This window comes from Bradyrhizobium sp. BEA-2-5, assembly GCF_032918025.1.
GTDB lineage: Bacteria > Pseudomonadota > Alphaproteobacteria > Rhizobiales > Xanthobacteraceae > Bradyrhizobium > Bradyrhizobium pachyrhizi.
On the sequence record NZ_CP136629.1, the window covers coordinates 657,264 to 682,043 of the forward strand.

At 64.5% G+C, this 24,780-nt stretch carries 24 protein-coding genes and 1 pseudogene; 12 read left to right on the forward strand and 13 right to left on the reverse strand.

Annotated elements, in window-relative coordinates; genetic code table 11:
• Positions 1 to 110: 110 nt before the first annotated feature.
• A complete protein-coding gene (locus RX327_RS02985) occupies positions 111 to 347 on the reverse strand; it encodes a DUF6894 family protein (protein ID WP_028335246.1) in 237 nt (78 codons plus the stop codon).
• Positions 348 to 846: 499 nt separating this feature from the next.
• Between RX327_RS02985 and RX327_RS02990 the strand changes: the two genes are divergently transcribed.
• The gene (locus RX327_RS02990; protein WP_028335247.1) at positions 847 to 1,107 is read left to right on the forward strand and encodes a hypothetical protein; all 261 of its coding nucleotides are present in this window, start codon (positions 847 to 849) and stop codon (positions 1,105 to 1,107) included.
• Between the two features lie 314 nt (positions 1,108 to 1,421).
• On the opposite strand, the gene RX327_RS02995 is transcribed toward RX327_RS02990, so the two are convergent.
• Complete coding sequence (locus tag RX327_RS02995) at positions 1,422 to 1,610, reverse strand: hypothetical protein (protein WP_157347893.1); 189 nt, start codon at positions 1,608 to 1,610, stop codon at positions 1,422 to 1,424.
• A 236-nt stretch (positions 1,611 to 1,846) separates the two neighbouring features.
• On the opposite strand from RX327_RS02995, the gene minC reads away from it, so the two are divergent.
• From minC to RX327_RS03015, 4 genes are read left to right on the forward strand one after another with little or no spacing between them, the layout of a single operon-like run.
• Entirely contained in the window at positions 1,847 to 2,563 is a 717-nt protein-coding gene (gene minC, locus RX327_RS03000) for a septum site-determining protein MinC (protein WP_317249434.1), read from the forward strand.
• Positions 2,564 to 2,584: 21 nt separating this feature from the next.
• Positions 2,585 to 3,400, forward strand: a complete 816-nt coding sequence (minD, locus tag RX327_RS03005; RefSeq protein WP_317249435.1) for a septum site-determining protein MinD — start codon at positions 2,585 to 2,587, stop codon at positions 3,398 to 3,400.
• Entirely contained in the window at positions 3,400 to 3,678 is a 279-nt protein-coding gene (gene minE / locus RX327_RS03010) for a cell division topological specificity factor MinE (protein WP_026192121.1), read from the forward strand. The genes minD and minE overlap by 1 nt, the downstream gene beginning before the upstream one ends.
• A complete protein-coding gene (locus RX327_RS03015) occupies positions 3,675 to 3,971 on the forward strand; it encodes a hypothetical protein (protein ID WP_016842303.1) in 297 nt (98 codons plus the stop codon). Before minE ends, RX327_RS03015 begins: the two co-directional genes overlap by 4 nt.
• 156 nt (positions 3,972 to 4,127) lie before the next feature.
• Here RX327_RS03015 and RX327_RS03020 read toward each other — a convergent pair whose 3' ends face one another.
• Entirely contained in the window at positions 4,128 to 4,931 is an 804-nt protein-coding gene (locus RX327_RS03020; protein WP_317249436.1) for an NAD-dependent protein deacetylase, read from the reverse strand.
• A gap of 153 nt (positions 4,932 to 5,084) precedes the next feature.
• Here RX327_RS03020 and RX327_RS03025 point away from each other — a divergent pair, with 153 nt between their 5' ends.
• Entirely contained in the window at positions 5,085 to 5,465 is a 381-nt protein-coding gene (locus tag RX327_RS03025; protein WP_317249437.1) for a c-type cytochrome, read from the forward strand.
• 20 nt (positions 5,466 to 5,485) lie between these two features.
• On the opposite strand, the gene RX327_RS03030 is transcribed toward RX327_RS03025, so the two are convergent.
• Both RX327_RS03030 and RX327_RS03035 read right to left on the reverse strand, forming a co-directional pair.
• Positions 5,486 to 6,643, reverse strand: coding sequence for an Ig-like domain-containing protein (locus RX327_RS03030; protein WP_317249438.1), 1,158 nt, complete (start codon positions 6,641 to 6,643; stop codon positions 5,486 to 5,488).
• A gap of 186 nt (positions 6,644 to 6,829) precedes the next feature.
• Positions 6,830 to 7,294 carry an Lrp/AsnC family transcriptional regulator gene (locus tag RX327_RS03035; RefSeq protein WP_317251444.1) on the reverse strand — a complete coding sequence of 155 codons (465 nt, stop codon included), beginning with the start codon at positions 7,292 to 7,294 and terminating at the stop codon, positions 6,830 to 6,832.
• A 161-nt stretch (positions 7,295 to 7,455) separates the two neighbouring features.
• Between RX327_RS03035 and RX327_RS03040 the strand changes: the two genes are divergently transcribed.
• Positions 7,456 to 8,469 carry a 1-aminocyclopropane-1-carboxylate deaminase gene (locus RX327_RS03040; RefSeq protein ID WP_317249439.1) on the forward strand — a complete coding sequence of 338 codons (1,014 nt, stop codon included), beginning with the start codon at positions 7,456 to 7,458 and terminating at the stop codon, positions 8,467 to 8,469.
• A gap of 405 nt (positions 8,470 to 8,874) precedes the next feature.
• Positions 8,875 to 9,117, forward strand: a complete 243-nt coding sequence (locus RX327_RS03045; protein ID WP_317251445.1) for a hypothetical protein — start codon at positions 8,875 to 8,877, stop codon at positions 9,115 to 9,117.
• Positions 9,118 to 10,332: 1,215 nt separating this feature from the next.
• Here the strand turns inward: RX327_RS03045 and RX327_RS03050 are convergent.
• Positions 10,333 to 10,644, reverse strand: coding sequence for a hypothetical protein (locus RX327_RS03050; protein WP_244481874.1), 312 nt, complete (start codon positions 10,642 to 10,644; stop codon positions 10,333 to 10,335).
• A 475-nt stretch (positions 10,645 to 11,119) separates the two neighbouring features.
• Between RX327_RS03050 and RX327_RS03055 the strand changes: the two genes are divergently transcribed.
• The gene (locus RX327_RS03055; RefSeq protein ID WP_028335258.1) at positions 11,120 to 12,379 is read left to right on the forward strand and encodes a S1C family serine protease; all 1,260 of its coding nucleotides are present in this window, start codon (positions 11,120 to 11,122) and stop codon (positions 12,377 to 12,379) included.
• Positions 12,380 to 12,687: 308 nt separating this feature from the next.
• Here RX327_RS03055 and RX327_RS03060 read toward each other — a convergent pair whose 3' ends face one another.
• From RX327_RS03060 to recQ, 5 genes and pseudogenes are all read right to left on the reverse strand, one after another.
• A complete protein-coding gene (locus RX327_RS03060) occupies positions 12,688 to 13,632 on the reverse strand; it encodes a metallophosphoesterase (protein ID WP_317249440.1) in 945 nt (314 codons plus the stop codon).
• An 82-nt stretch (positions 13,633 to 13,714) separates the two neighbouring features.
• The gene (locus tag RX327_RS03065) at positions 13,715 to 15,463 is read right to left on the reverse strand and encodes an NAD(P)/FAD-dependent oxidoreductase (protein ID WP_317249441.1); all 1,749 of its coding nucleotides are present in this window, start codon (positions 15,461 to 15,463) and stop codon (positions 13,715 to 13,717) included.
• Positions 15,464 to 15,624: 161 nt separating this feature from the next.
• A pseudogene (locus RX327_RS03070) lies at positions 15,625 to 15,919 on the reverse strand (MFS transporter); the annotation flags it as partial.
• A gap of 90 nt (positions 15,920 to 16,009) precedes the next feature.
• Positions 16,010 to 16,708 (reverse strand): alpha/beta hydrolase, encoded by a 699-nt coding sequence (locus RX327_RS03075; protein WP_028335262.1) that lies wholly within the window; start codon positions 16,706 to 16,708, stop codon positions 16,010 to 16,012.
• Positions 16,709 to 16,852: 144 nt separating this feature from the next.
• Positions 16,853 to 18,721 carry a DNA helicase RecQ gene (gene recQ, locus RX327_RS03080; RefSeq protein WP_317249442.1) on the reverse strand — a complete coding sequence of 623 codons (1,869 nt, stop codon included), beginning with the start codon at positions 18,719 to 18,721 and terminating at the stop codon, positions 16,853 to 16,855.
• Positions 18,722 to 18,852: 131 nt separating this feature from the next.
• Between recQ and RX327_RS03085 the strand changes: the two genes are divergently transcribed.
• The 3 genes from RX327_RS03085 to RX327_RS03095 are packed head-to-tail and all read left to right on the forward strand — an operon-like array spanning position 18,853 to position 22,903.
• Positions 18,853 to 20,196 (forward strand): cytochrome c, encoded by a 1,344-nt coding sequence (locus RX327_RS03085; protein ID WP_050383989.1) that lies wholly within the window; start codon positions 18,853 to 18,855, stop codon positions 20,194 to 20,196.
• Entirely contained in the window at positions 20,193 to 20,684 is a 492-nt protein-coding gene (locus RX327_RS03090; RefSeq protein ID WP_050383988.1) for a (2Fe-2S)-binding protein, read from the forward strand. The genes RX327_RS03085 and RX327_RS03090 overlap by 4 nt, the downstream gene beginning before the upstream one ends.
• Positions 20,681 to 22,903 carry a xanthine dehydrogenase family protein molybdopterin-binding subunit gene (locus RX327_RS03095; RefSeq protein WP_050383987.1) on the forward strand — a complete coding sequence of 741 codons (2,223 nt, stop codon included), beginning with the start codon at positions 20,681 to 20,683 and terminating at the stop codon, positions 22,901 to 22,903. Before RX327_RS03090 ends, RX327_RS03095 begins: the two co-directional genes overlap by 4 nt.
• Before the next feature lie 233 nt (positions 22,904 to 23,136).
• On the opposite strand, the gene RX327_RS03100 is transcribed toward RX327_RS03095, so the two are convergent.
• Both RX327_RS03100 and RX327_RS03105 read right to left on the reverse strand, forming a co-directional pair.
• Positions 23,137 to 24,357 carry a DUF2235 domain-containing protein gene (locus RX327_RS03100; RefSeq protein WP_050383986.1) on the reverse strand — a complete coding sequence of 407 codons (1,221 nt, stop codon included), beginning with the start codon at positions 24,355 to 24,357 and terminating at the stop codon, positions 23,137 to 23,139.
• Positions 24,339 to 24,716, reverse strand: a complete 378-nt coding sequence (locus RX327_RS03105) for a hypothetical protein (RefSeq protein ID WP_160321726.1) — start codon at positions 24,714 to 24,716, stop codon at positions 24,339 to 24,341. The genes RX327_RS03100 and RX327_RS03105 overlap by 19 nt, the downstream gene beginning before the upstream one ends.
• Positions 24,717 to 24,780: the final 64 nt, after the last annotated feature.

Genomic DNA, 24,780 nt, shown 5'->3' on the forward strand with positions numbered 1-24,780 from the left:
CGGGGCTTTCAGAGTACTCCTCCTGGACATCAAGCTTGCACGCTTCGCTCCATCGCGAAGTTTTAAGATGGCCACGAGGCGCCGCAAGCGAGCGCTGCGTTCGCTGCTATTCATGCCGCAATGGAAAACTGAAGGACGAACAGTGACTGGCCGCCCGGCTCGGGGCTGTCGCTGATTTCGACATGCCAGCGAAGATGACGCAAGAATGGCTCCGTCACGTCGTGCTTGAGTATCTCGCCGCTCAGTTCAATCGCCGTCGTCCGTGCGGCGAAAATGTCGGGAAGATCCAGGCCGACATCATCGAGCACTGAATGGCCGCCGTGGATATGAAAAAAATACCGCGGCATTGATGTCTCCGGATGAGGCGAACATTCCGACGACTGCGACGAGCTCGACGCATCAAAGTGGTGTCATCGCACCACGGTGAGGCGGACGGCAAGCCGCTATTCTAGGAGGGCGGATCATCATTGTTGGGTACCCCGACGTGGACCTGCACCATCATCGGTTCGGAAGGTCGAGCGACGCATCGGGTCGACAGAGGAGACCAGCCGAATTCGTGCGGGCTTGTCGGCAATGAGCCAGCGATTCGGTCGTCGTGATTTCGAGACAATGGCAAGCGGCCGGCAGGACGCCGAGAACGCCGCTCGTCACCGCGAATACAATCACGCCGCTACAGAAGCAGAGGCAGGCCAGCACCCGAAGCTAACGAGCAGCATTTTCACGACGGCCCATGGTGCTCGCCAGAGACGCGGGCGATCAATTATTTGTGCGGTGCGGCAACATTTATATTGCATTGCAATAATAGCTGACTAACTCTGCTTCTCACGTGCCATTGAGGAGCCTTCCGTGATCAAGATTTCCCTCTCCGCCATTGCCGCCGCTCTCGCGATCGCAACCGCTGCGTCCGCTGCGGAACTTCCGACCTACGAGGCCGCGGGCCTGCCGATCTCGGCGGTGCAGGCCGGCGTGATCGGCGCCGCCAATGCCCGCGAGCAGGCGCCCGTTGCCACCACGTCGGCAACGCCGCATCAGCTCAGCGTTCTGACGCCCCGCAACAAGATGACGACCGCGCGGGCCGCTGCCCGCACCGACCGTTCGGTCCACTGATCGGCGTAGCCGTTCCCGGGAGGCCCGCGACGAAGTCGCGGGTCTTCGGCGGGCCAATCCTCTTAGACCAAAATAGATCGCGTCGCCGCCAGGTCGCGCTTGCCGGCGGGTGATACGCTTGGCGCGAACTCCCGCAAGTGGAGTTTGATTGCGGCGTCGACCTCGTCAGGGTGATCGACCTGAGGCAGCCGTCGAGGTCGAGAAATGGTGGCTGATCGTCAAGTCGGCGAATATCAAGCCGGAATAGCTGCAATTAATTGATCCAATGACAATTTTTTGGCGTGATTGGCGGATGCGCGCCAAGACATGCGCTGTCATGGCAGGGCTGGCAGCTTGCAGGCTCGGCACTGGAAATCGTCGCCGCGCTCGTCGGCGCGAATTTCGAATTCCTCCGAGACCCGAACAATTCGGTTGCGAAACGGGGCGACCTCGGAAAGCTCAGCGTGGCCCGTGCGTCGGCATTTCGGGCACCGCAGGATCTCGATCCAGCTGGAGTGGGTCATGACGTGGTCTGCAAACGCTCGCGGAATGATAACCCCGTCTGGCGCGAAGAAAATTGATCCAGCTCAAAAACGCGGTCGTATCTCCCCCAATTCCGCACCTGTTCAAACGCCAAAGCGCGTTTCGAGGCTCCCGGGCGAGCGCTGTCCAAATCGGTGAAAACCCTGACCGCGTTAACCTTTGATTAACCATGCGGTCCGATTGTTAACCATTCGACAAGACAACCGAGTCAGGGGCGATGGACGCAACTCAACAGGTCGCACGTCAGCAGGTCCGCATGCGCGGCCGTTCCTACGTTGCGTTCGTTTTCTCGCCGGTCGTGCCTGTGGTGTCCTGGCTGGCCGAGATCGACGCGACGCTGGCGAAGTCGCCGGGTTTCTTCACCGGCAAGCCCATCGTGCTCGACCTCTCGGCGGTCGATCTCAGCCAGACCGCGATCGCGCATCTGATCGGCAGCCTCGGTGAGCGCAACATCCGCATCCTCGGCATCGAGGGCGTCGACGAATCGAAGCTCGGCGCCAACATGCCGCCGCTTCTGACCGGCGGCCGGGCCTGCGCGATCACCCATGTCGAGCCGCAGAAGCCGCAGGTGCAGGAAAAAAACAAGGACAAGGACAAGACCAAGTTGCCGTCGCTGCTGCTGGAGAGCCCGGTCCGTTCCGGTCAGTCGATCGTGTTTGCCGAGGGCGACGTCACCATTCTCGGCTCGGTCGGCTCCGGCGCCGAGGTCGTTGCCGGCGGCTCCATCCACGTCTACGGCGCGCTGCGCGGCCGCGCCATGGCTGGCATCAACGGCAATTCGGCAGCCCGCATCTTCTGTCAGAGGATCGAGGCCGAGCTGCTCGCGATCGACGGCTACTACCAGACTGCGGAAGAAATCGCCGACAGCTTGCGCAACCGGCCCGCCCAGGCGTGGCTCGAGGGCGAAATGCTGCGCATCACACCATTGAACTGACCGACCACAAGGAGAGAGAGAATGGCCAAGGTTTTGGTCGTGACGTCTGGGAAGGGCGGGGTCGGTAAGACGACCTCAACCGCCGCGCTCGGCGCGGCGCTCGCACAAATGGGTCAGAAGGTCGTGGTCGTCGATTTCGACGTCGGCCTGCGCAATCTCGACCTCGTGATGGGCGCCGAACGCCGCGTGGTGTTCGATCTCATTAACGTGGTGCAGGGCGTCGCGAAGCTGCCGCAGGCGCTGATCCGCGACAAGCGGCTGGAGAATCTCTGGCTGCTGCCGGCCTCGCAAACCCGCGACAAGGACGCGTTGACGGAAGAGGGCATCAAGAGCGTGATCGCCGACCTCAAGACCAAATTCGACTGGATCCTGTGCGACAGCCCGGCCGGCATCGAGCGCGGCGCGTCCATGGCGATGCGCTTTGCCGACGAGGCCGTCATCGTCACCAATCCGGAAGTCTCCTCGGTGCGCGATTCCGACCGCATCATCGGCATGCTCGATTCCAAGACGGTGCGGGCCGAGAAGGGCGAGCGCGTCGAGAAGCACATCCTCATCACCCGCTACGATCCCTCGCGTGCCGCGCGCGGCGAGATGCTGACCATCGACGACATCCTCGAGATCCTGGCGACGCCGTTGCTCGGCATCATCCCGGAGAGCCAGGACGTGCTGCGCGCCTCCAACGTCGGCTGTCCGGTCACGCTGAACGCAGCAAGCAGCGCGCCGGCGCGGGCCTATACCGACGCGGTACGCCGCCTGATGGGCGAGGCGGTGGAGATGACCGTACCGGTTCAACGCAAGGGGCTGATGGACCGGCTACTGCGACGGAGGGCGGCATGATGAACGTAATGCGGCTGTTCGGCGGCCGCGCCGCATCGGCGCCCGTCGCGCGGGAGCGGTTGCAGATCCTGCTTTCGCATGAGCGTGGCCGGACCGGCGCGCCGGATCTCCTGGAGACACTTCGTTCGGAAATCCTGAGCGTGGTTTCCAAACATATCGACGTCGACCCCGACAAGGTCGTGGTCCGGATGGACCGTGGCAAGTTCGTCTCGATGCTCGAGGTCGACATCGAGGTTCCCAATGGCGTGCAACGATCGAAGATGGTGGCGGCCACATGACGGCAGACAGCGATAGTCACATTGCCTGGCAGCGCGCGCAGCTCAAGAAGCTGCGGGCGGCGTTGAAGGCGATCGAGGCCGATCAGCTCGGTAAGGCCAATTGCGGCCGCGCGACGCAGATGACGATCGACGAATTGCAGCGCAAGATCGGCGAGTCGGGCCGCTGCATCGCCGAGTACGAGCGCCGTACCCGTCGCCCGCTGGCGACGGATCTCGGCAGCCTCGCCAGCGTCAGCTGGACGCACTGGAACGCCAACATGCCGATGGCCAAGGCGCCGCGCCATCGCGCGTAAGAGCTGGTTGTGACCGCTTGCTCCGTCATTGCGAGCCACCCGGTCGGCGCAAGGCGCCGCCGGATGACAGGCTCCGCGACGCAATCCATCCCTCCGCGCGTGGGGTGACGATAGATTGCTTCGCTTCGCTCGCAATGACCTGGAGAGGCCAGCGGCCTACAGCAAGAACGCCAGCGCGCTCTCACAACTATCCTCGACCTTGAGCGTCAGGAGATCGTCGGCGCGGGTGCGGCCGAGGTTGACCGCCGCAATCGGCAGGCCGCGCTGCTCTGCCATTTGGACGAAGCGGAAGCCGGAATAAACCATCAGCGAGGAGCCGACGACCAGCATGGCATCGGCTTGCGCCAGATGGGCCTGCGCTGACGCGACCGTATCGCGCGGCACATTCTCGCCGAAGAACACCACATCGGGTTTCAGCACGGCGCCGCAGGCCTCGCAGACCGGCACCACGAACGACGAAAAATCCTGCTCGAGATCGGCGTCGCCGTCGGGTGCGTCGGCGGCATCGAGCGCGAGCCAGGCGGGGTTTCGTCGCGCGAGCTCGTCCTGGAATTGTTCGCGCGGCATCGTCGCGCCGCAGCCGAGGCAGCGCACCACGTCTAATCGGCCGTGCAGGTCGATCACCCGCTGGCTGCCGGCGGCCTGGTGCAGGCGGTCGACATTCTGCGTCAGCAGCAGCTCGCAGCGCCCTTGCTGTTCGAGCTTGGCCAGTGCGCGATGCGCGCCATTTGGCGCGGCGCGGCCGAACCGCCGCCAGCCCACCATGCTGCGCGCCCAATAGCGCTGCCGAGTCGCCGCCTCGCCCAAGAACGTCTGGATCGTCACCGGGCGCGTCCGCTTCCAGTTGCCGTCGCTGTCGCGATAATCAGGAATGCCGGAATTCGTGCTGCAGCCGGCTCCGGTCAGGACAAACAGGCGCTGGTGGCCGGCGACGAAATCCTCGAGGGCGGGGTGTTGCATGGCAGCACATCTAGTGCGGCGCGCGCATCTGCGCCAGATGTGGGGCCTGCCGCGAGCGGACCTTTCACGGCGCCTCTGCGTTGACGGCATGGCACCCGAGACGTGGTGCTGCGCGCGCCTGTTTGCCTGGCGCAATTGCCGACGGAGTGATCGATGCGGTCGGGATTCATCGTCGTCGTTTGCGGGCTGATTTCGCTGGCGCCGTCGCCGTCCCATGGTCAGGATGCGGGCGTGTCCGGCGAGCAGGCGTTCAACAATTCCTGCCGCACCTGCCACACCGTCAAGGACGGCGACAATCGCGTCGGCCCGAACCTGCACAATGTCGTCGGCCGCAAGGCCGGATCGGTTGCGAACTTTCCTTATTCGGAGGCGATGAAATCATCCGACATCGTCTGGGATGAGAGCACGCTGCTGCGCTTCATCGAAGATCCCGAGACCGTGGTGTCGGGCAACGGCATGAAGCCGTATACCGGCGTGCGCTCGGCGGAGGATCGCGCCAGGATCGTGGCGTTCCTGAAATCCCCCGGCAAGTGACCGTTGGCGAAAGGCCGGTCTCACTTTGCCGGCACGACGAAGACCTGGCCGGGATAGATCAAATTGGGATTGCGGATCTGCTGCGAGTTGGCCCGATAGATCACGGCGTAGCGCTGTCCGGCGCCGAATGCGCGCTGGCTGATCCGCCACAGGCTGTCGCCGCGGGCGACAGTGGTCGTGGTGATCTTCGGCACGATCACGGCGGAGGGGGACTTCACATCAGATGCGGTGGTGGTTGCCGCGGCGGCGAGCTGTGGTTTGGCGATATCCGCACGGCCGGACGAGGTTGGCGATGCCGGGATCGATGCGGTCGTCATCGTGTCCGGAACGTTGAACGGCACCTCGGCCCGCGCGCGGACCTTGCCGGAGGCGGGGTCGACGTCGTCGAGCCGCACCTGATAGTTGCCGGCGGTCACGCCCTTGTTGATCGTGACCGAGAGGTGCCCCGCCTCGTCGGCTGTCGCGGACGTGATCAAGCTGCCGTTGAGATAGAGCCTGACGGTCGCGCCGGGAGCTGCCTGACCGCTCACATGGAGCTTGCCGTCCGGTTCAGTCTCGACGGCCTCGATGGCCACTTTCCCAGCCGCCGGCGCCGTGGCCGCAGGTTGCGACAGCACGCGGACCGGTTTGTCCGGCGCCATCAGCGCCACCATCGGCCGCTCCCTCGTCGCAGCCTCGAGCGCCACCGCCACGCTTTGTTTGGAGGTCACCTGCTTGCCGTCGCGTGTGATGCGCAGGGTGAGGTCATAGTTTCCCGGCGGAAGCGGGCGCGGGACCATGACGAACTGGCCGGACTTGTCTGCCACGGCGCGATCGTGCACCTCGCCATTGCGCAGCAGTTCCACCGTCGTGCCCGGTGGCGCCCGGCCGGCGACAACGGTCTCGCCGGTCGGTTCGATGTTGACGACGTCGAACTCCGGCACCGCGTCGCCGCCCGGTGCCGGCGCCGGTCCCGCCAGCACGTCGGCCAGTGCCGCGGTCTCGGTTTGTGCCTTTGCCAGCGCGGTCTTGTTTTGGTCTCGCGTCGGAGCCGCCGGCGCGGATGGTGCCGTCGCCGTCAAAGGCGTGCTCCCGCCCAGGATTTGCTGGGTTTGGCGGATGCCGAAGACGAGCGCCGCCGTGCCGCCGGCGGCAAGTGCCAGCAACGGAATGACCAGTCGGATCGCCGTGGCATTCATGATTGTCATCCGCGGATGATGTCCCCCGCGCATCCGCGCGCGACCCCCGCCCCCCGCGGGGATTTAGTGAGAGACTGCGCCGGTTTGCGCCGGCCATCAAGTCGGATGTAGGGATTACTTCTCTCGGGCAGGCCCGGCCGATCTGCCGGCTCACGGCGCCCGGCCCGTGCCGGGATCACGTCAGGTTCAAAACTCCAGCGGCGCGTTGTCGACGACTTCCTTCATCACGAAGAAAGTTCTGGTCTGGCGCACGCCGGGCAGCGCGATGAGCTGCTCGCCATGGATGCGGTTGAAATCCTCCATGTCGCCGACGCGGATCTTGAGGAAGTAGTCGAAGTCGCCGGCGACCAGGTGGCAGTCGAGCACGAATTTCAACTTCGCGATGGCCTTTTCGAAGGTGGCAAAACTCTCAGGCGTCGAGCGGTCGAGCACGACGCCGACCATCACCAGCGTGCCCTTGCCGAGCTTGCGCGGCGCCACCATGGCGCGGACGCCGCTGAGATACCCCTCGTCGAACAGCGCTTGCGTCCGGCGATGGCAGGTGGCGGGGCTGATCGCGACCGTCTCGGCCAGCTCGGCATTGCTGAGCCGACCGTTATTTTGCAGCAATCTCAGTATCTTAAGGTCGATGCGGTCAAGTCGAGCGGCCACGGAAGAAGCTTTCACCATTGGCGAATTTTGTGAGAGAAAACATATCATTTGGGCCAGATCCAGCAATCTTTAGGAACTACGCGAGCCGAGTTAGAGAGCACCTTTCGCGCCAGGGGTGATAGCTGTGGCCGCCGTTCCAGACCACCAAAGAGGATGCCAGCATGCTGGAAAAATTCGCGCGCTACCCGCTGACCTTCGGCCCGACGCCGATCGAGAAGCTGGAGCGACTGTCAAAACACCTCGGCGGCAATGTCGAGATCTATGCCAAGCGCGAGGACTGCAATTCCGGCCTCGCCTATGGCGGTAACAAGCTGCGCAAGCTCGAATACATCATCCCCGATGCGATCGCCTCCAACGCCGACACGCTGGTCTCGATCGGCGGCGTGCAGTCCAACCACACCCGCATGATCGCCGCGGTCGCGGCCAAGATCGGCATGAAGTGCCGCCTCGTGCAGGAAGCCTGGGTGCCGCACGAGGACGCGGTCTATGACCGCGTCGGCAACATCATGCTCTCGCGCATCATGGGCGCCGACGTGCGCCTGGTCGACGACGGCTTCGACATCGGCATTCGCAAGAGCTGGGAACAGGCGATCGAGGAGGTGAAGGCGGCGGGCGGCAAGCCTTACGCGATTCCCGCCGGCGCCTCCGTGCACAAGTTTGGCGGGCTCGGCTATGTCGGCTTCGCGGAGGAGGTGCGCAAGCAGGAAGCCGAGCTCGGCTTCAAGTTCGACTACATCATCGTCTGCACCGTCACCGGCTCCACCCATGCCGGCATGCTGGTCGGCTTCGCCGCCGACGGCCGCGCCCGCAAGGTGATCGGCATCGACGCGTCCTTTACGCCGGCCCAAACCAAGGCGCAGGTGCTCGAGATTGCGCAGAACACCGCTGAGCTCGTCGAGCTCGGCCGCGACATTGTCGAGGATGACGTCGTGCTGATCGAGGACTACGCCTATCCCGCCTATGGCGTGCCGTCGGAAGAGACCAAGGAGGCGATCCGCCTCAGCGCGCGTCTCGAAGGCATGATCACCGACCCCGTCTACGAGGGCAAGTCGATGCAGGGCCTGATCGATCTGGTCCAGAAGGGCTTCTTCCCGGCCGGATCGAAGGTGCTCTACGCGCATCTCGGCGGCGCACCGGCGCTCAACGGCTACGCCTACGCGTTCAGGAACGGCTGAGGCGAGCCGGCTTCTGATTTCGTGGCTTCGTAGCCCGGATGAAGCGCAGCGCAATCCGGGTAGGTCTCTCGGCTGCACGATCCCCGGATTTTCGCGGAGCCTGTCACCGGGCGCGCGTTCGCGCGACCCGTTGGCTCCATCCGGGCTACGCATTCCTACCTCCTCTTGAAAAGGGGAGGTCGCTTTGCTCGCAGAGCAAGGCGGGTGGGGATCTGCTTTCTCCGCTTGCAGCATCGCCTGCGGCTGACCCCCATCCCGACCTTCCCCCTTGCAGGGGGAAGGAGCTGGCGGGCTTCTGATTTCGTGGCTTCATCCGGGCTTCTTTCGATGTCCCATGTCAGGTCCGCGTCAGCTTCGCCCGGTAATTTTACTGGGCCAGGCGAGTTGGGAGACCATCGCGTGAGGATGAATGCATTCGGCCGAGCCATCGCCGCGCTCGGCATTGGCATCGTCGCCGTGGGGCATTGGGTCTGGACCTACCAGGGCCAGGGTGCCGCGCCGCACGCCCGCCTGCTGGCGATGAATCACGCAGTCGAGCTCTACGCCGGCATCTTCCTGATCGGCGTCGGCGTCCATGCCCTCGCATCCTGGTACTGGTTCAGCGATCCAAATCCGCCGGCGCGCTCCTCCGTCGGGGAGCCGCAGTAGCGTCCGCCTTGGCGGCAATGCTCCGGTTGAGGTGCTGTCCCGGTTAGGACACTCGGAGAGGGGAATCAGGACACCTGATGCCCGGTGGAATCTGGAATGGGACACTGCCGCTGACTGACATACGCTAAAGCGCCCGCCTGATCAGACGTGTAATACTTTGAACATTATGTTCAGGACCGATTTAGATGGCGTCGAGTTCAGCCTCATAGGTTTGGCGGGGATATCGCTCGTCGCGTTCATCATCAGCTTAGGCTGGCTTCTGATCGGCTGAACTGCCGTAGCTCATTGGAGACGTCAACTTGGCCTTAGCGCTCTCCCGGCGCTGGGGCCGTTTTCTAATTAGGACACTTCCAAAATCAACCTAGGACACGGGGCATCAATACGGACAGCAGCCCGGTTGAGGTGCTGTCCTGGTTAGGACACTCGCTTGGGGAAATCAGGACACTCATTCACATATGCAAATGCCCTTCCGTGCCATCGAGGTTCTAGCTCACGCGGGGGTGTCCATAATCTTTCCCTACCCCACGGGCGCTCCCCGGCCTCAGCCTCGTTGCCCGAGTGCTGGGGCCGTTTGTTTGAGTGCCGCATCGCATCTGCTACGACACGCATGCTGACTTTCCCATGTGAATGCGGGAGCAGACCTATTGGACGCAGGGTCGAGTTCTCATGGAATGACAATCCCTCTGGCCCGGCGTTAGCTACGTGCCGGGGCCACTTTATTCTCAGCGGCGCGGTAAGGCGGCCTCAGCGTTCGTTCCAACGCGCTGGGGCCGTTTCTTTGAGGGCGTCACGGGGAACAGTCTCGCTGGAAGGCCTGATTGATCGCCACTCTCTACATAGCATCTCGGATTGGTGTCCCAGCATACCCGATTGGGCTGCGACATTCCGGACAATGGCGCGCTCGGGAGCGAGTAGCTTCAAGGCCACATCATCACACTGCGCTGCCATCGCTCGCATCTCTTCCGACGTCATGGTGTCGTATTAGAGGGCGCTTCGACCGGGGCTGCATTTGCCTATGTTTCAGCCCCAAGCTGGGGATTGTGCCAGAGATTCAGCCGCGGGCTTGCGGAGGATGGATCGCAACTACAGGAAGGGACGCGCCGCTCTCTTTTGGCGTGACGGCTAACTCGGAAGCAGAAGTGCGCGAGCGATTTGAATCGAGCTTGCGCCGATGGATCGGCATCATAAACGGAGAGGCCGCCAACTGAGGCGGCCTTACTCAACGACGCCTTTGATATCGGACCTTCGCCGGAACAGTCTTATTTGTCCGATCAGCGGTCGGATCAGATATTTTAGAGCAAGGCCGAGACCTATGATCGACACCAGGATTGGCCAGTAGGCCAAGATCGCAAGAACGGCCAGCCATTCCGGGCTGCGCCGCTCCCGCCAATAATACACCGACGCCGCGATGACGTGGGCCACCAATAGCGCGGCCCAAATGGCTAGCGCGACGATGACGGGCTCATCGAATGTCAACGCTTCCCACGCGGCTTCAGCCGGCCTTGAAGGCGCACTTTCGCTTCCCATGGCTTGCTCGACCTCCCTCAGCTTCCAACCCCCGCGAGGGCGGGCTTATTCCATTGGAATGCTAAGGGGGACGGTAGCGGCGGCTGGAACTCCGTTCACCCACGGAGAACCCCGGTAATACTTCTTCCCCGTGGAGGGAGAGCACTTGGCGGACCATAACGATTGCTAAAGCCAGAACGTCTGACGTGCGACTCAGTATTCTTACCGAGAACATCGGCCAAGCTACGGTTTTCGTTAGCTTTATCGGAATCAGGACACCCCAAAATTCAACTTGGGACACGGGGCTTAAATACGGACAGCATCTCGGTTGACGAAGGAACAAAATAGGAACATAGGTTCTGTAACCTGAGGATGTGGCGATCGCCTCATTTGCGGCGATATTGCGCGGCTGCAGGACCAAGGACCAAGCCGCGCACCACTTGCGGATGAATTTCGCCGCCCCCTATGATAGGTTGTGGCTGGGGGAATGCGCGTCATGAGAGTTGCGATCTGGGCGGCCGTTGCGGCCGCGTGGCTGTTTGCGTCTGCAACTCCGTCGAGCGCCCGCGGTCCCTACGGCTCGATCACGGTCGGCAACTGGAAGGGCGGTGCTTTCACCAACGACAAGAATGGCGCCTTCACCCATTGCTCGGCAGGCACCACGTATCAAAGCGGCATCTTCTTCATGGTGTCGATCGCCGAGAATGGCAGCTGGCGGCTGGGCTTTGCCCATGACAGCTGGCGTCTGACGCCGGGCGAAGCGTTTCCGCTGGCGCTGACCTTCGACGGCCAGCCGGCGTTCAACGTCTACGGCATGCCGCTCGGCACCCAGCTCGTGAATGTCGAGATGCCGGTGAATTCCAGCCTGATCAACCAGTTCCGCAAGGCGCGCCAGATGACGGCCTTCGCGCAGGGACAATTGTTTCAGTTCAACCTCAACCAGACCGCGCAGCTGCTGCCGGCACTGCTCAACTGCGTCGTCTCGGTGAAGAAGAACGGCGTCTCCAATGCCGGCGAGTTCGCGGTCGCGGCAAAGCCTGCGGCTGCGCCGCCGCAGCAGGCTGCTCCGGGGCCGACGCAGAAACAGGCGAGATCGGGGACGGGGACCGGCTTTGTGGTCAGCAGCAGCGGCCACGTCGTCACCAATCACCATGTCGTCGGCGGCTGCAGCGAGATCACGGGCAACCTGAGCGGCGAGGCGCCGGTCAAGCTGCGCCTGGTGTCCGACGACGAGACCAATGATCTCGCGTTGCTGCAGGCGCCGACCCCGTTCAAGGATGTCGTCAGCCTCAGGCAAAACCCCATCCTGGTCGGCAACGGCGTAGTGGCGATCGGTTATCCCTATCACGGATTGCTGACATCGGATTTCACGGTCACCACGGGCATTGTCTCTTCGCTGAGCGGCATCCTCAACGACACGCGTCATCTGCAGATCAGCGCCGCCGTGCAGCCGGGCAACAGCGGCGGTCCGCTGTTCGACCTTACCGGCGCGGTGGTCGGCGTGGTGGCCGCCAAGCTCGACGCGGTCAGGATGGCGCGGGCAACGGGGACCATCCCGGAGAACATCAATTTCGCGATCAAGACCGGCGCGCTGCGCGACTTTCTCGACAACAGCGCGGTGGCGTACCGGACCGCCGAGTGGCGCGAGGAGATGAAAAAGGAAACCGCCGAGATTGCCAGGAATGCGCGCGGCTACACGCTGCTGATCACCTGCACAGTGAACGAGCAGAGCGCGAACGCGAAGCGGGGGAACTGAGGCCTCCGCTGTTCCCTCTCCCCGTCCTTGCGGCAGGGCGACCGGATAGGGCTATCGGCCACACGTCCTTCCCTGCGAAGTCCGGGCAGCCGCCGGCTCCTTTGCATGGGGTTGTTTTCGATATTTTGGCAATGCGCGCCTGCGACGTCGGTTCGTAGGATGGTAGAGCGAAGCGAAACCCATCATCGTTCAGGTGAGAGATCGATGGGTTTCGCTGAGTTTATCATCGAGCCGCGCGTTGCGCGGACCCGTTGGCTCTACCATCCTACGCTTGCCATGCCTGCCGCGTGCAGGCGGGGCATCAGAGCTCAGTCGCCGAGCCGCCGCAGCGTATGCACCGTGATCTCGGCCGGGCAGTTCAGCCGCACCGGCGCAAGGCTGGTGCCGGCACCGGCCGATGTGTAGCCGGCAAGTTCACCGAACCGCCAGGCGCCTCTGCCCATCCGACGCGGCAGCCGCGCCTCCAGCTTGATCGCGATGCCGCCGGGCAGGCAGAGCTGGCCGCCATGGGTATGGCCGCTCAGCATCAAATCGAAGCCGGCCGCCGCCGCCGCGCGGTAGGATTCGGGCGTATGCGCCAGCAGGATCGAGAACGCATCGCGCGGGATCGCCGCGGCAGCCTTTGCAATGTCGTCGGTGCGGTAGAAGTGCGCATCGTCGATCCCGGCGAGGTGGATCGTCACGCCATCGCGCGTGACCGGCTCCTGCTCATTGAACAGCATCCTGATGCCCATCGCCTCCAGCGCCGGCGTCATGCGGATGCTGTCATGATTGCCGAGGATGCCGTAGAGCGGCAGCTTGATCCGTGCGCACAGATCCCGCATCAACGTGAGGCTCGTTTCAAACGGCCCATACGTCTTGCCGCGGTAGTCGCCCGTGAGAACGCAGATATCGCAGGCGATGTCGCTCACGATGTCCATCAGATGCCGCATCGCGTCCTGGCTGATGTCGGCGTGGAGATCGCTGAGCTGAAGCATGGTGAAGCCGTCGAAGGCCGCCGGCAGGCGCGCCGACGTCACCAGATTGCGTCGCACCTCAACCTGGTCGGCATTGCGCCGCGCGCGGCCATGGAGGCCGGCGACTTTCAGCGCAGTCTCGACGATCCGCGGCGCCAGCTTCCAGTTCTCGACATTGAACAGCAGCGTGCCCTGGCCGAACACCTGCTTCTCATGCGCGGCCTCGATCCCAAGCCGGCGCACGACGTGATCCGCGCCGATCCGCTCGACCAGTCCCTGCAATGCCGTGTCGGCCATCGTCCCCCGTGCGGTCCGCGATGCGAAGCGCGGACCGGCGCGACACTATCATGCGCAATCCCGGTGGGGATACCGCCGGCCCTCAGACCACGGGAACCCGCTTCGCGGCGACCGCGGCCGGCGAGATCACCTCGATGTCGAGCGGCACCTGCCAGCGCTCGGTGAAACGCACCTGCGGCGGTGCATTGCCGTTGCGCCCGCCCTGCAGCACGAAGCCGTCGTAACCCGAGTTCATCACCTCATTGCACTTCTGCACATAGATCGGGAAGCCGCCGATATAGGGCATGAACACGCGGGGACGGCCCGGGATGTTGGCGCCGACATACCACGAGCTGCAGGTCGAGCGTAGCGAGACCGTGGAGACGTCGTTGACATGGGCGACCCAGGCGTCCTCGTCGTCGCGGACCGCTTCGATCGTGCCGGCGCCGATGTCGCGCATATGACTGATGCAATCCGCCAGCCAGTCGACATGCTGCTCGATCGCCTGGATCATGCTGGCGAGTACTGACGGGCTGCCGGGCCCGGTGATGATGAAGAGGTTCGGAAAGCCCTCGGAGGCAAGGCCGAGATAGGCGCGCGGGCCTGCGCACCATTTCTCGGCCAGCGTCTGCCCGCCGCGGCCGGTGATCGCGATCTTGTCGAACGAGCCGGTCATGGCGGCAAAGCCGGTGGCGGAGACGATCGCATCGAACTTGTATTCGGTGCCGTCGACGATAATGCCTTCCGTCGTGAAGCGATCGATCGGCGTCGTCGACACGTCGACGAGCTTCACATGCGGCAGATTGTAGGTCTCGAAATAATTGGTGTCGACGCAGAGCCGCTTGCAGCCGAACACGTTTCGCGGGCACAGCAGCTCGGCGGTGGCGGGATCCTTGACGATGCCGCGGATCTTCTCGCGCGCGAAATCAGCGATGGTGTCGTTGGCGGCCTTCTCGAACAGGAGATCGCCGAACGCGCCGAGGAAGGGCAGGCCACCGCGCTGCCAGGCCTCCTCATAGAGCCGCTCGCGTTCCTGCTCGCTCGCCTGCAAGGCGGGCTGGGCGTTGAATTGGAAATAGAAGCCAGTCGGGCGCGCGCGGGCCTTGGCGCGCAGCTCCGGATAATGCGCTTTGGCCTCCTTGAGATATTCCGCCGACAGCCGCTCGTTCCACGCCGGCACCGACCAGGTCGCGGTGCGCTGAAACACGGTGAGCTCGGAGGCCTGCTGCGCGATCAGCGGGATCGACTGGATCGCCGACGAGCCCGTGCCGATCACGGCGACGCGCAGGCCGGTGAAGTCGACACCCTCATGCGGCCATTCGCCGGTGTGATAGATCGGCCCGCGGAAATCCGCCATGCCCGGGAAAGCCGGCCGGTTCGGCGCAGACAGACAGCCGACCGCCATGATGCAGAACTTTGCGGTGACCTTGTCGCCGCGGTCGGTCTCGATCAGCCATGCGCCTGCCTGCTCGTCGAAGGTCGCCGCGGTGACGCGGGTGTCGAACACGATCTGGCTGCGCAGGTCGAAGCGATCGGCGACGTGATTGGCGTAAGCGAGAATTTCGGGCTGCGGAGAATATTTCTCCGACCAGCTCCAGTCCTGATCGAGTTCTTCGGAGAACGAGTAGGAATATTGCATGCTCTCGACGTCGCAGCGCGCGCCGGGATAGCGATTCCAGTACCAGGTGCCGCCGACGCCGCCGCCCTGCTCGTAGACGCGTGCGGAGAAGCCGAGCCCGCGCAGGCGATGCAGCATGTATAGGCCGGCAAAGCCGGCGCCGATCACCACGGCATCGAACGTTCCACTTTCGGCAGGGCGCGCAGCCTTGCGCGCGGTGCTCTCCTGAGCCATGGGCCGTCTCTTCCCTATATCGTTGTGTCTTGTCCGTGTCTCGTTGGACGCGGTGGGCAAAGATTAGGGCCAGGGCGGCGCGGCCTGCAAGCGCAGGCGTTGCCCCGTCGGGTATGGCTCCTATGCCGCGAGGCGAAGGGCTGCGGTATCCGGGCGCCGCTTCACTCCAGCCGCTGGACCTTGCGCAGCGCCGGGAACAACCACATCCAAAGCAGCGCCACCGCAACAGTGCCGATTGCCGCCGATCAATGCAGCCGGCACCGTGCCGAACAAGGCGGCGGTGATGCCGCTCTCGAACTCGCTGAGCTGGTTGGAGGCGTTGACGAACAGATAGTTCACCGCGCCGACGCGGCCGCGCATCTCGTCCGGCGTCGCAAGCTGCACCAGCGAGACGCGGATCACGACGCTGATCGTGTCGGCCGCGCCCATCGCGGCGAGTGCCAGCGTCGAGAGCCAGGTGTTTGAGGCTCCATCGGCTTCCCCGTCGCAGCGACACAAACTGACATGGCCGGAACACGTCCGGCCATGTCAGGACAACTCGCGTGCTTACGCATTTGCCAGACTGGCTGCGGCCTCGTCGATGAAGGCGGTCACCTCGTCCGGCTTCGAGGCCAGCGAGGCGTGGCCGGCGGCGAGCGTGATGATCTTGCGGGGCTTCATCCGTTCCGACATCCGCTTCTGGTTGTCGGGGTTGATCATCCGGTCTTCGCTGGAAATCTGGTACCAGACCGGCTTCTTTTTCCAGGCCGGCGCGGTGACGTTGTCTCCGAACGTGCTGGCGAGCGGTGCCTTCTGCGTGACTGCCATCACCAGCGCTTCATCGGCGGGCAGATCCTGGCAGAAGCTCTCGTGAAACTTGTCAGGCTTGATCCAGAGATAGCCGTCGCTATCCGGTGCGACATTGGCAATCGCCGCCGGCGGGAGGCCCGCGGTGATGGCGCCGGGGCTCTCGCCGGCGTCCGGCGCGAAGGCCGCGATGTAAACGAGGCCGACCACGTTTGCCAGATCGCCGGCTTCGGTGATGACTGCGCCACCATAGGAATGGCCGACCAGCAGCGTCGGGCCGGCCTGCTGCTTGACCATCTTGCGCAGGCGTTCGGCGTCGTCGGCGAGCGAGGTCAGCGGCATCTCGACCGCTTGCAGACCGGTGTGCCCCTTGCGCGAGAGTGCGACGATCACCTTGCTCCAGTGCGCCGCGCCTCCCCAGAATCCGTGAACCAGAACGATCGTCGGCTTGCTGCTCATGTTCGGCTCCTCTGGTCAATGAGTTAAGGAAACGTGGTCAGCATGAGTGGGCGTCCAGCGGCCGTCAACGAGACAAAGCACGGCCGCGTCGCGCCGGTGTCACGATGTCGTCACCAACAGGCGGCAGTCGTCGACACGGGCTGTTCAGCCGTCGGTGGATTTCACAATGCGGAGCAGCTCGTCGCCGTAATGCTCGAGCTTCTTGTCGCCGATCCCTGCGATGTTGCGCAGCTCGCCCAGCGTGTCCGGCCGCATCGCGGCGATGCCGTCGATGGTGGAATCGTGCAGCACCACATAGGCCGGCACGCCGCGCTGGCGCGCGACGTCCGAGCGCCAGGCGCGCAACGCCGCATGCAACGCGGGATTTGCGACGCCACCCGGACTGTCGGCCGCGGGCGCGAGCTCGCCGCGGCGCGACTTGCCGCGGACTGCGCGGTTGCGCGCGCCTTCCGGCTGCTCGCGCAGCATCACCGCGGTCTCGCCCTTCAGCACGCCGCGGGCGCTGTCGGTCAGAACAAGCGCGCCGAAGGCGTCGCTGTCGGCGCGCAAATGCCCCATCGCCACCAACTGCCGCAGCACGGTGCGCCACTGCTTTTCGTTGAGCTCGCGCCCGATGCCGAACACGGACAATTTGTCGTGGCCGAACTGCGTCACCTTCTCGGTCAGGCGCCCGACCAGCACGTCGATCAGGTGCATCGCGCCAAAGCGCTGCCCGGTGCGATAGACGCAGGACAACAGCTTCTGCGCCAGCACCTTGCCGTCGCGCATCTTGGGTGGCGTCAGGCAATTGTCGCAATTGCCGCAGCTTTCCTCCGCGCGGGTCTCGCCGAAATAGCCGAGCAGGCGCTGCCGGCGGCAATGCACCGTTTCAGCTAGCGCAACCAGCGCGTCGAGCTTGCCGACCGAGACGCGCTTGAAGGCGTCGGAGCCGGTCGATTCATCGATCATGCGGCGCTGTTGCACGATGTCCGAGAGGCCATAGGCCATCCAGGCCGTCGACGGCTTGCCGTCACGGCCCGCGCGCCCCGTCTCCTGATAGTAGGCCTCGATGCTCTTGGGCAGATCGAGATGGGCGACGAAGCGCACGTCGGGCTTGTCGATGCCCATGCCGAACGCCACGGTCGCGACGATGACGATGCCGTCCTCGTTGAGAAAGCGGTCCTGATGCCGGGCGCGCACGCCGGCATCAAGCCCGGCATGATAGGGCAGCGCCGGAATGCCGGCCTCGCTGAGCGCCGCCGCGACATCCTCGACCTTGGCGCGGGACAGGCAATAGACCACGCCGGCGTCGCCGGCATGCCGCTCCTTGATGAAGTTCTTCAGCTGCGTGGTCGCATTCTGCTTGTCGACGATCTCGTAGCGGATGTTGGGCCGGTCGAAGCTCGAGACGAATTGCGGCGCGCCCGTGAGCTGAAGCCGCGCGACGATTTCCTTGCGCGTCATCTCGTCGGCCGTCGCGGTCAGCGCGATGCGCGGCACGTCGGGAAAACGCTCGGCGATGATGGAGAGGCCGACATATTCGGGACGGAAGTCATGGCCCCATTGCGAGACGCAATGCGCCTCGTCGATCGCGAACAGCGCCACCTTCGCCCGCGCCAGCAGCGACAGGCAGCGCGGCGTGACCAGGCGTTCCGGCGCGACATAGAGCAGATCGAGATCGCCCGCGAGCAGGCGGCGCTCGATATCGGATGCCTCCTCATAGGTCAGCGACGAGTTCAGCGCGGCGGCATTGACGCCGGCCTCGATCAGCCCGGCGACCTGGTCGCGCATCAGCGCGATCAACGGCGACACCACGATGCCGCAGCCTTCGCGCAGCAAGGATGGAAGCTGATAGCACAGCGACTTGCCGCCGCCGGTCGGCATCAGCACCAGGCAATTGCCGCCCTCGGTGACATGCCGGATGATCTCGCCCTGCGCTCCGCGAAAGCCCGGCAGGCCGAACACCGAATGCAGCACCGACAGCGCGTCGCGAGACGGGCCGGATGCGCGATCGAGGGCGGGCTGGGCGGTCATGATCCCTTGCGCGATCCCTTTGGGATTTTCAGGATTCCTTGAGGTCAACAGGCGGTGATCGAGGTCTTCTGGCCGAACGATACCGGAACGAAAGGTGTTAATACACGTCCCAACAACAAACTCAATTCAGCATGACTGGTCAGCTGCGGATCATCACAGGCATTGCCGCGATCGTGCTGGTCGCGGGCGCGGCGGCAGCCCTTGCCGTCGCCTGGCGGCCGCAGATTGCCGCCATTGCGCCGCCGCGGGCCGATACCTTCGACCCTGATCTGGTCAAGCGCGGCCGCGAACTCGCCGCGATCGGCAATTGCAACACCTGCCATACCGTGCAGGCCGGCGCGACTTATGCCGGCGGGCTCCCGGTTCCAACGCCGTTCGGCATCGTCTTCTCATCCAACATCACGCCGGATGCCGACACCGGCATCGGGGGCTGGCCGGAGGAGGCGTTCGTCCGCGCGATGCGCTCGGGCGTGGCTCGCGATGGCCAGCATCTCTACCCGACCTTTCCCTATGACCATTTCACCAACGTCTCGGATGCGGACGACCGGGCGCTGTATGCGTTCCTGATGACGCGGCAGCCGGTCCACGCGTCGCCGCCGGCGAATCAGCTTTCGTTTCCGTTGAACTATCGACTGCTGATCGCGGGGTGGAAGCTGCTGTATCTGCGCAGCGGCGATGCCCTTCAGGACTCGGCGAAGGGCGCGGAATGGAACCGCGGCGCTTATCTGGTGGAGGGGCTCGCGCATTGCGGCGCCTGCCACACGCCGCGTAACGCGCTCGGCGCCGAGCGGGTGAATGCGCAGTTCTCCGGTGGCGAGGTCGACAATTGGCACGCCTACGCGCTGAACGACACCTCGCACGCCCCGGTGCGGTGGACCGCCGATGCGCTCTACGCCTATTTGCGCCACGGATGGCAGGCCGATCATGGCACCGCGCGCGGGCCGATGGCTGAAGTGGTCGGTAATCTGGCGACGGTGCCCGACGGCGACGTGCGGGCCATCGCCGTGTACATGGCCGATATCTCGGGCGCGCTGGCGCCGGATCGCAAACGGCCAGCCGACGTCGTCGCACAATCGTCTTCGGATGATGCGGCACAGACCCATGCGGCCGGTGCGGCGATCTATGCCGCCGCGTGTGCCTCCTGCCATGAGGGCCGCCGGGCGTTGCCTTATGGTGGCGTCAATCTCGCGCTCAGCACGGCGATCGCGAGCCCCGACCCGCGCAACCTCCTCAATATCGTGTTGTCGGGCGTCGGCGCTATCGAAGGCGAGCGCAGCCCGATCATGCCGGGCTTTGCCGCCAGCATCGATGATACGCAGATGGTCGCGCTCACGGCCTATCTGCGCGAGCGGTTCGGCAAGCGGCCGGCGTGGGCCAATCTCGACAAGGCGGAGCGCGATGCGCGCGCGGTGCAGGCGACGTCGCTTGCGGCGCGCGACACGCCAGCGGAATCCAGACAGCGAGGCAAGCCATGATGACATTGAAGGTCAATGGCAGGGATCATCAGGTCGATGCGGAGGCGGATACGCCGCTGCTCTATGTGTTGCGCAATGATCTGGCGCTCAATGCCGCCAAGTTCGGCTGCGGGCTCGGGCAATGCGGCTCCTGCACGGTGATCGTCGACGGCAAGGCCGTGCTGTCCTGCGTCACGCCGCTGGTCCTGGTCGAGGGCAAGCAGGTGACGACGCTCGAGGGGCTCGGCACCGTGGCCACGCCGGCGCCGATCCAGCGCGCCTTCATGGAGGAGCAGGCGGCGCAGTGCGGCTACTGCATCGCCGGGATGATGATGCGCGCACAGGCGCTGCTGATGCGCAACCCGAAGCCGTCGGATGCGCAGATCCGTGCCGAGCTGGAGCCCAATCTCTGCCGTTGCGGCACCCATATGCGAATCCTGCGCGCGGTGCATCGCGCCGCCAGGTTGATGGATACGGCCGACGCCGCAAGCGACAGGAGCATCCGATGACCGCGCCGGTGGTTCTCGATCGCCGCAGCGTGCTGGCCGGCGGTGGCGCGCTGATCGTCAGTTTCTCGCTGCGCGGCGCGATCGCACAGGAGCAGAAGCCGCAGAGCCCCGCGTTGCCGGGCAGCCTGGCGAAATCGCCCAATCTGGATTCCTGGATCCGCATCGATGCCAATGGCCAGGTCACGGCCTTTACCGGCAAGGCCGAACTCGGCCAGGGATTCCGCACCGCGTTTCAGCAGATCGCGGCCGAGCAGCTCGATATTCCCTTCGATGCGCTGAAGGTGATCACCGCCGACACCAAACTCACGGCGAACGAGGGCTATACGTCAGGCAGCCATTCGATGCAGGACAGCGGCACGGCGATCCTGCATGCGGCGGCGCAAGCGCGTGCGCTGCTGGTGGCGGAGGCAGCAAGGCGTTTCGACTTGCCGCCCGACGGTCTGCGAACCGAGAATGCGGCCGTCATCGCTCCCGATGGACGGCGTCTGGGCTATGGCGAGCTTGTCGCCTCGGACATGTTGCACGTCCAGGCGCAACCGACATCGAGCCTGAAGGATCCGGCGGGCTTCAAGGTGATGGGCCAGCCGGTGCCGCGCGTCGACATTCCTGCCAAGGTCACGGGCGGCGCGGCCTATGTGCAGGACATGCGGCTTCCCGGCATGGTGCATGCGCGCGTGGTACGCCCGCCGAGCTACGGCGCGCAGTTCGTGGAATGCGACACGGCCGCGATCGAGAAAATGCCCGGCGTGATTCAAATCGTGCGCGACGGCAACTTCCTGGCCGTGGTGGCGGAGAAGGAGTTTTCGGCGGTCAAGGCCATGCACGCGCTGGCCGCGGCGGCGAAGTGGCGGGAGAGCGCGAAGCTGCCGAACCAGCACGATCTGGCCAACGTGCTGACCGCGCTGCCGTCGCAGGATTTCGCGATCTTGCAGCGTAGCGATCCCACGGTGAGCGGCGCGCGGTCGCTCGAAGCGACCTACACGCGGCCTTACCAGTCGCACGGTTCGATCGGGCCGTCCTGCGCGGTCGCGCAATTCATCGATGGCGCGATGACGGTATGGACGCACACGCAGGGCGTCTATCCCGACCGGCAGGCGATCGCCGAGATGCTCGGCATGGCGCCCGCCAGCGTCCGCCTGATCCATGTCGAAGGCTCCGGCTGCTACGGCCACAACGGCGCCGACGATGCCGCGGCCGACGCCGCGCTGATCGCCCGGGCGCTGCCAGGGCGCCCAGTTCGGGTGCAGTGGATGCGCGAGCAGGAGCACGGCTGGGAGCCCTATGGCCCGGCGATGGTGACGAAATTGAGCGCGTCGCTCACGGCCGACGGCAAGATTGCCGACTGGAATTTTGCGGTGTGGAGCAACACCCATTCGATGCGGCCGGGCGGCGCCGGCGCGCTGCTTGCGGCCCAGCACATGGCGCGATCATTCGCGGTGCCGGCACCAAAGCCGTTGCCGCTGCCGGAGGGGGGCGGCGACCGCAACGCGATCCCGATCTACAATTTTCCGAACGCGCACGTGATGCATCATTTCATCCCCGCGATGCCGCTGCGGATCTCCGCGATGCGCGCGCTCGGCGCCTATCACAACGTGTTCTCGACCGAGAGCTTCATGGATGAACTGGCCGCTCTCGCCGGCGCCGATCCGGTCGAGTTTCGTCTCAGGCATCTCGACGATCAGCGTGGCCGCGCGGTGGTCGTGAAGGCCGCGGAGGAATTCGGCTGGACGCGCGGACAGCAGCCGCCGCGAAATCGCGGCTACGGCTTCGCGTTTGCACGCTACAAGAATCTCGCCGCCTATTGCGCCATCGCGTCCGAGGTCGAGGTCGATCGCGAAACCGGGCGGGCCCGGCTGGTGCGCGCGGTCGCCGCCGTCGATGCCGGCCAGGTCGTCAATCCGGACGGCATCACCAACCAGATCGAGGGCGCGATCGTGCAGTCGACGAGCTGGACGCTCTATGAAAGCGTCACCTTCGACGAGACAAGGATCACCAGCATCGACTGGCAGACCTACCCGATCCTGCGCTTCAATGCGGTGCCCGACAGCATCGCCGTCCACATCATCAACCGTCCCGGCCAGCCGTTTCTCGGCAGCGGCGAGACCGGGCAGGGCCCGGCCGCCGCTTCGCTCGCCAATGCCATCGCGCACGCGACCGGCAAGCGGCTGCGCGACCTGCCGCTCAGCCGCAAGCGGATCAAGGACGCGATCGACGCGTAATGCGTGATGAGAACAGGTCGAATACCCAAAGCGACGGCGCTGCGCTCCCTCTCCCTGTGCTTACGGGGAGAGGGTTGGGGTGTGGGGTCTTCTCCGCGTGTAGGGTGATAGCTGCCTTTGCGGAGACTCCCCCTCACCCGGAACGCATCTGCCGATGCGTTCCGACCTCTCCCCGCCCACGGGGCGAGGTGAAGCAGAGGACTGTCCGATCCAAAGCAAATTCATTCTGGTCTTCAGGCCGACGGCGCGGGTGGCGCCGGGGGCGGCGTCATCGGCTCGACCTTGTAGGTCTTCGGTATATTGATCGGCTTGTAGGCCGGATCCTTCTCCATGCGTTCCAGCACCGAGGCATGGATGGTCGCGCCATCCGCAATCGGCCGCGGCTCGCCCATCGGCAGATAGAAGCCGAGGAAGGATTTCCGCTCCGGCCATTCCTTCCATTTGTCGCTCTTCGGAATCCATTCCAGGATTTCCCAGGCGGCGGTCAGCGAATTGTGCAGCGGAGCGGTCGCGCTCGGCGGCACATAGTCGTGCTTGTGCGGCGGCAACGGCATGCCCCAGGCGAGATGATCGATCAGCGCCTGATTCATGTGCAGCCCGGCCGCCTTGGCCTGCTCGAGCAGCCAGATCAGCGGAAACTTTGACGGTCCGCTCTGGTCCTCCGGATAGCCGCCGCCGACGTCGGAGTGCACGCCGGCAAACCAGACCTGGCTGATGTCTTGCTCCACCTCCGTCGCCGGATCGAATGGATCCGAGCGAAATTTCTGCGGCTCTATCCAGCGATTGAGCCGGAACATGCGCCTGCGCTCGTCGATTGAGATCGCCTGGCGGAACCGTTTGACGCTGGAATTGGTGCGGGTGAACAGCAGCGTCTGCAAGTCGAACAGGAAATTGTCCTGTCGCGGCACGATGATCGAGGCCACGGTGTCCCAGACCCCGACGAACTCGACGTCGATGTTGCGGCCGCCGGCAATCTGGCTGAAGTGCCAGGCTTCCTTCAACGGAGCATAGTCGAATGTGCCGTCGGACTTCTGGGCGTCGGAGCTGGCTTTCTTGTAGGTGCCGAAGGCGTAGCTCGCGAGGTCGAGCTGGTCGACGGGCAGAAGGCCCATCACATGGACGAAGGCCGCGAGCACGCGCACCGTGTAGGCACCGCGGCTGAAGCCGAACATCCAGACCCGGTCACCGGGCTCCCACGTTCGGCACAGGAACAGGTAGGCGCCGAGCGTGTCCTGGTCGAGACCGGCGCCGAAGGCCAGCCCGAACAGGCCGCGCATCTGCTGCTTGAAGCGGCCCCAGGCGTTTTGCAGGCCGACGGTGCCGAGGCCGGGATGATAATAGATCCGCTGTCGGTCATTCTTGTCGGCGACGCGGAACAACTTCAGCACGTTGGAGATATTGTCACCGATCTCGTTGCCGGTGCCGTCGCAGCAAATCACAATATCCTTCGGCATCCGTTGCCCCCGCGGCCGCCGTGAAAATTCGCGGTCTCTATGTACGGCAGAACGCGGTGAAAATTCAATCTCCAATTGAAGACGGTTCTATGGCGGCGGCGTGACCGCCGGTGGTGCCGGGACGCCGAAGCGCGATGCGCGTCGGCGTTGCCTGCCGTTGGATCGAATTGAACCTCGCCACGGCCAGCCAAGCTGCGCCAAGGACGGCGTCGCTTCAGCTCGCGGATGCCCGGCCATGAGAGATCCAATTCCGTTTGCGATGCTTTGGGCCGGCCGCCAATGGCGCTCCCAGAATTCAATTGCAACACTTCGGAAAAGATGGAAATCTGCTCGTCGATCATTGCTTTATGCGTCGACATTTCTCCCTTTCAGGGACTCCGCGGTGCACGCGATCATCTTTCCTGCGGCCTGCCGCCGCTTCCT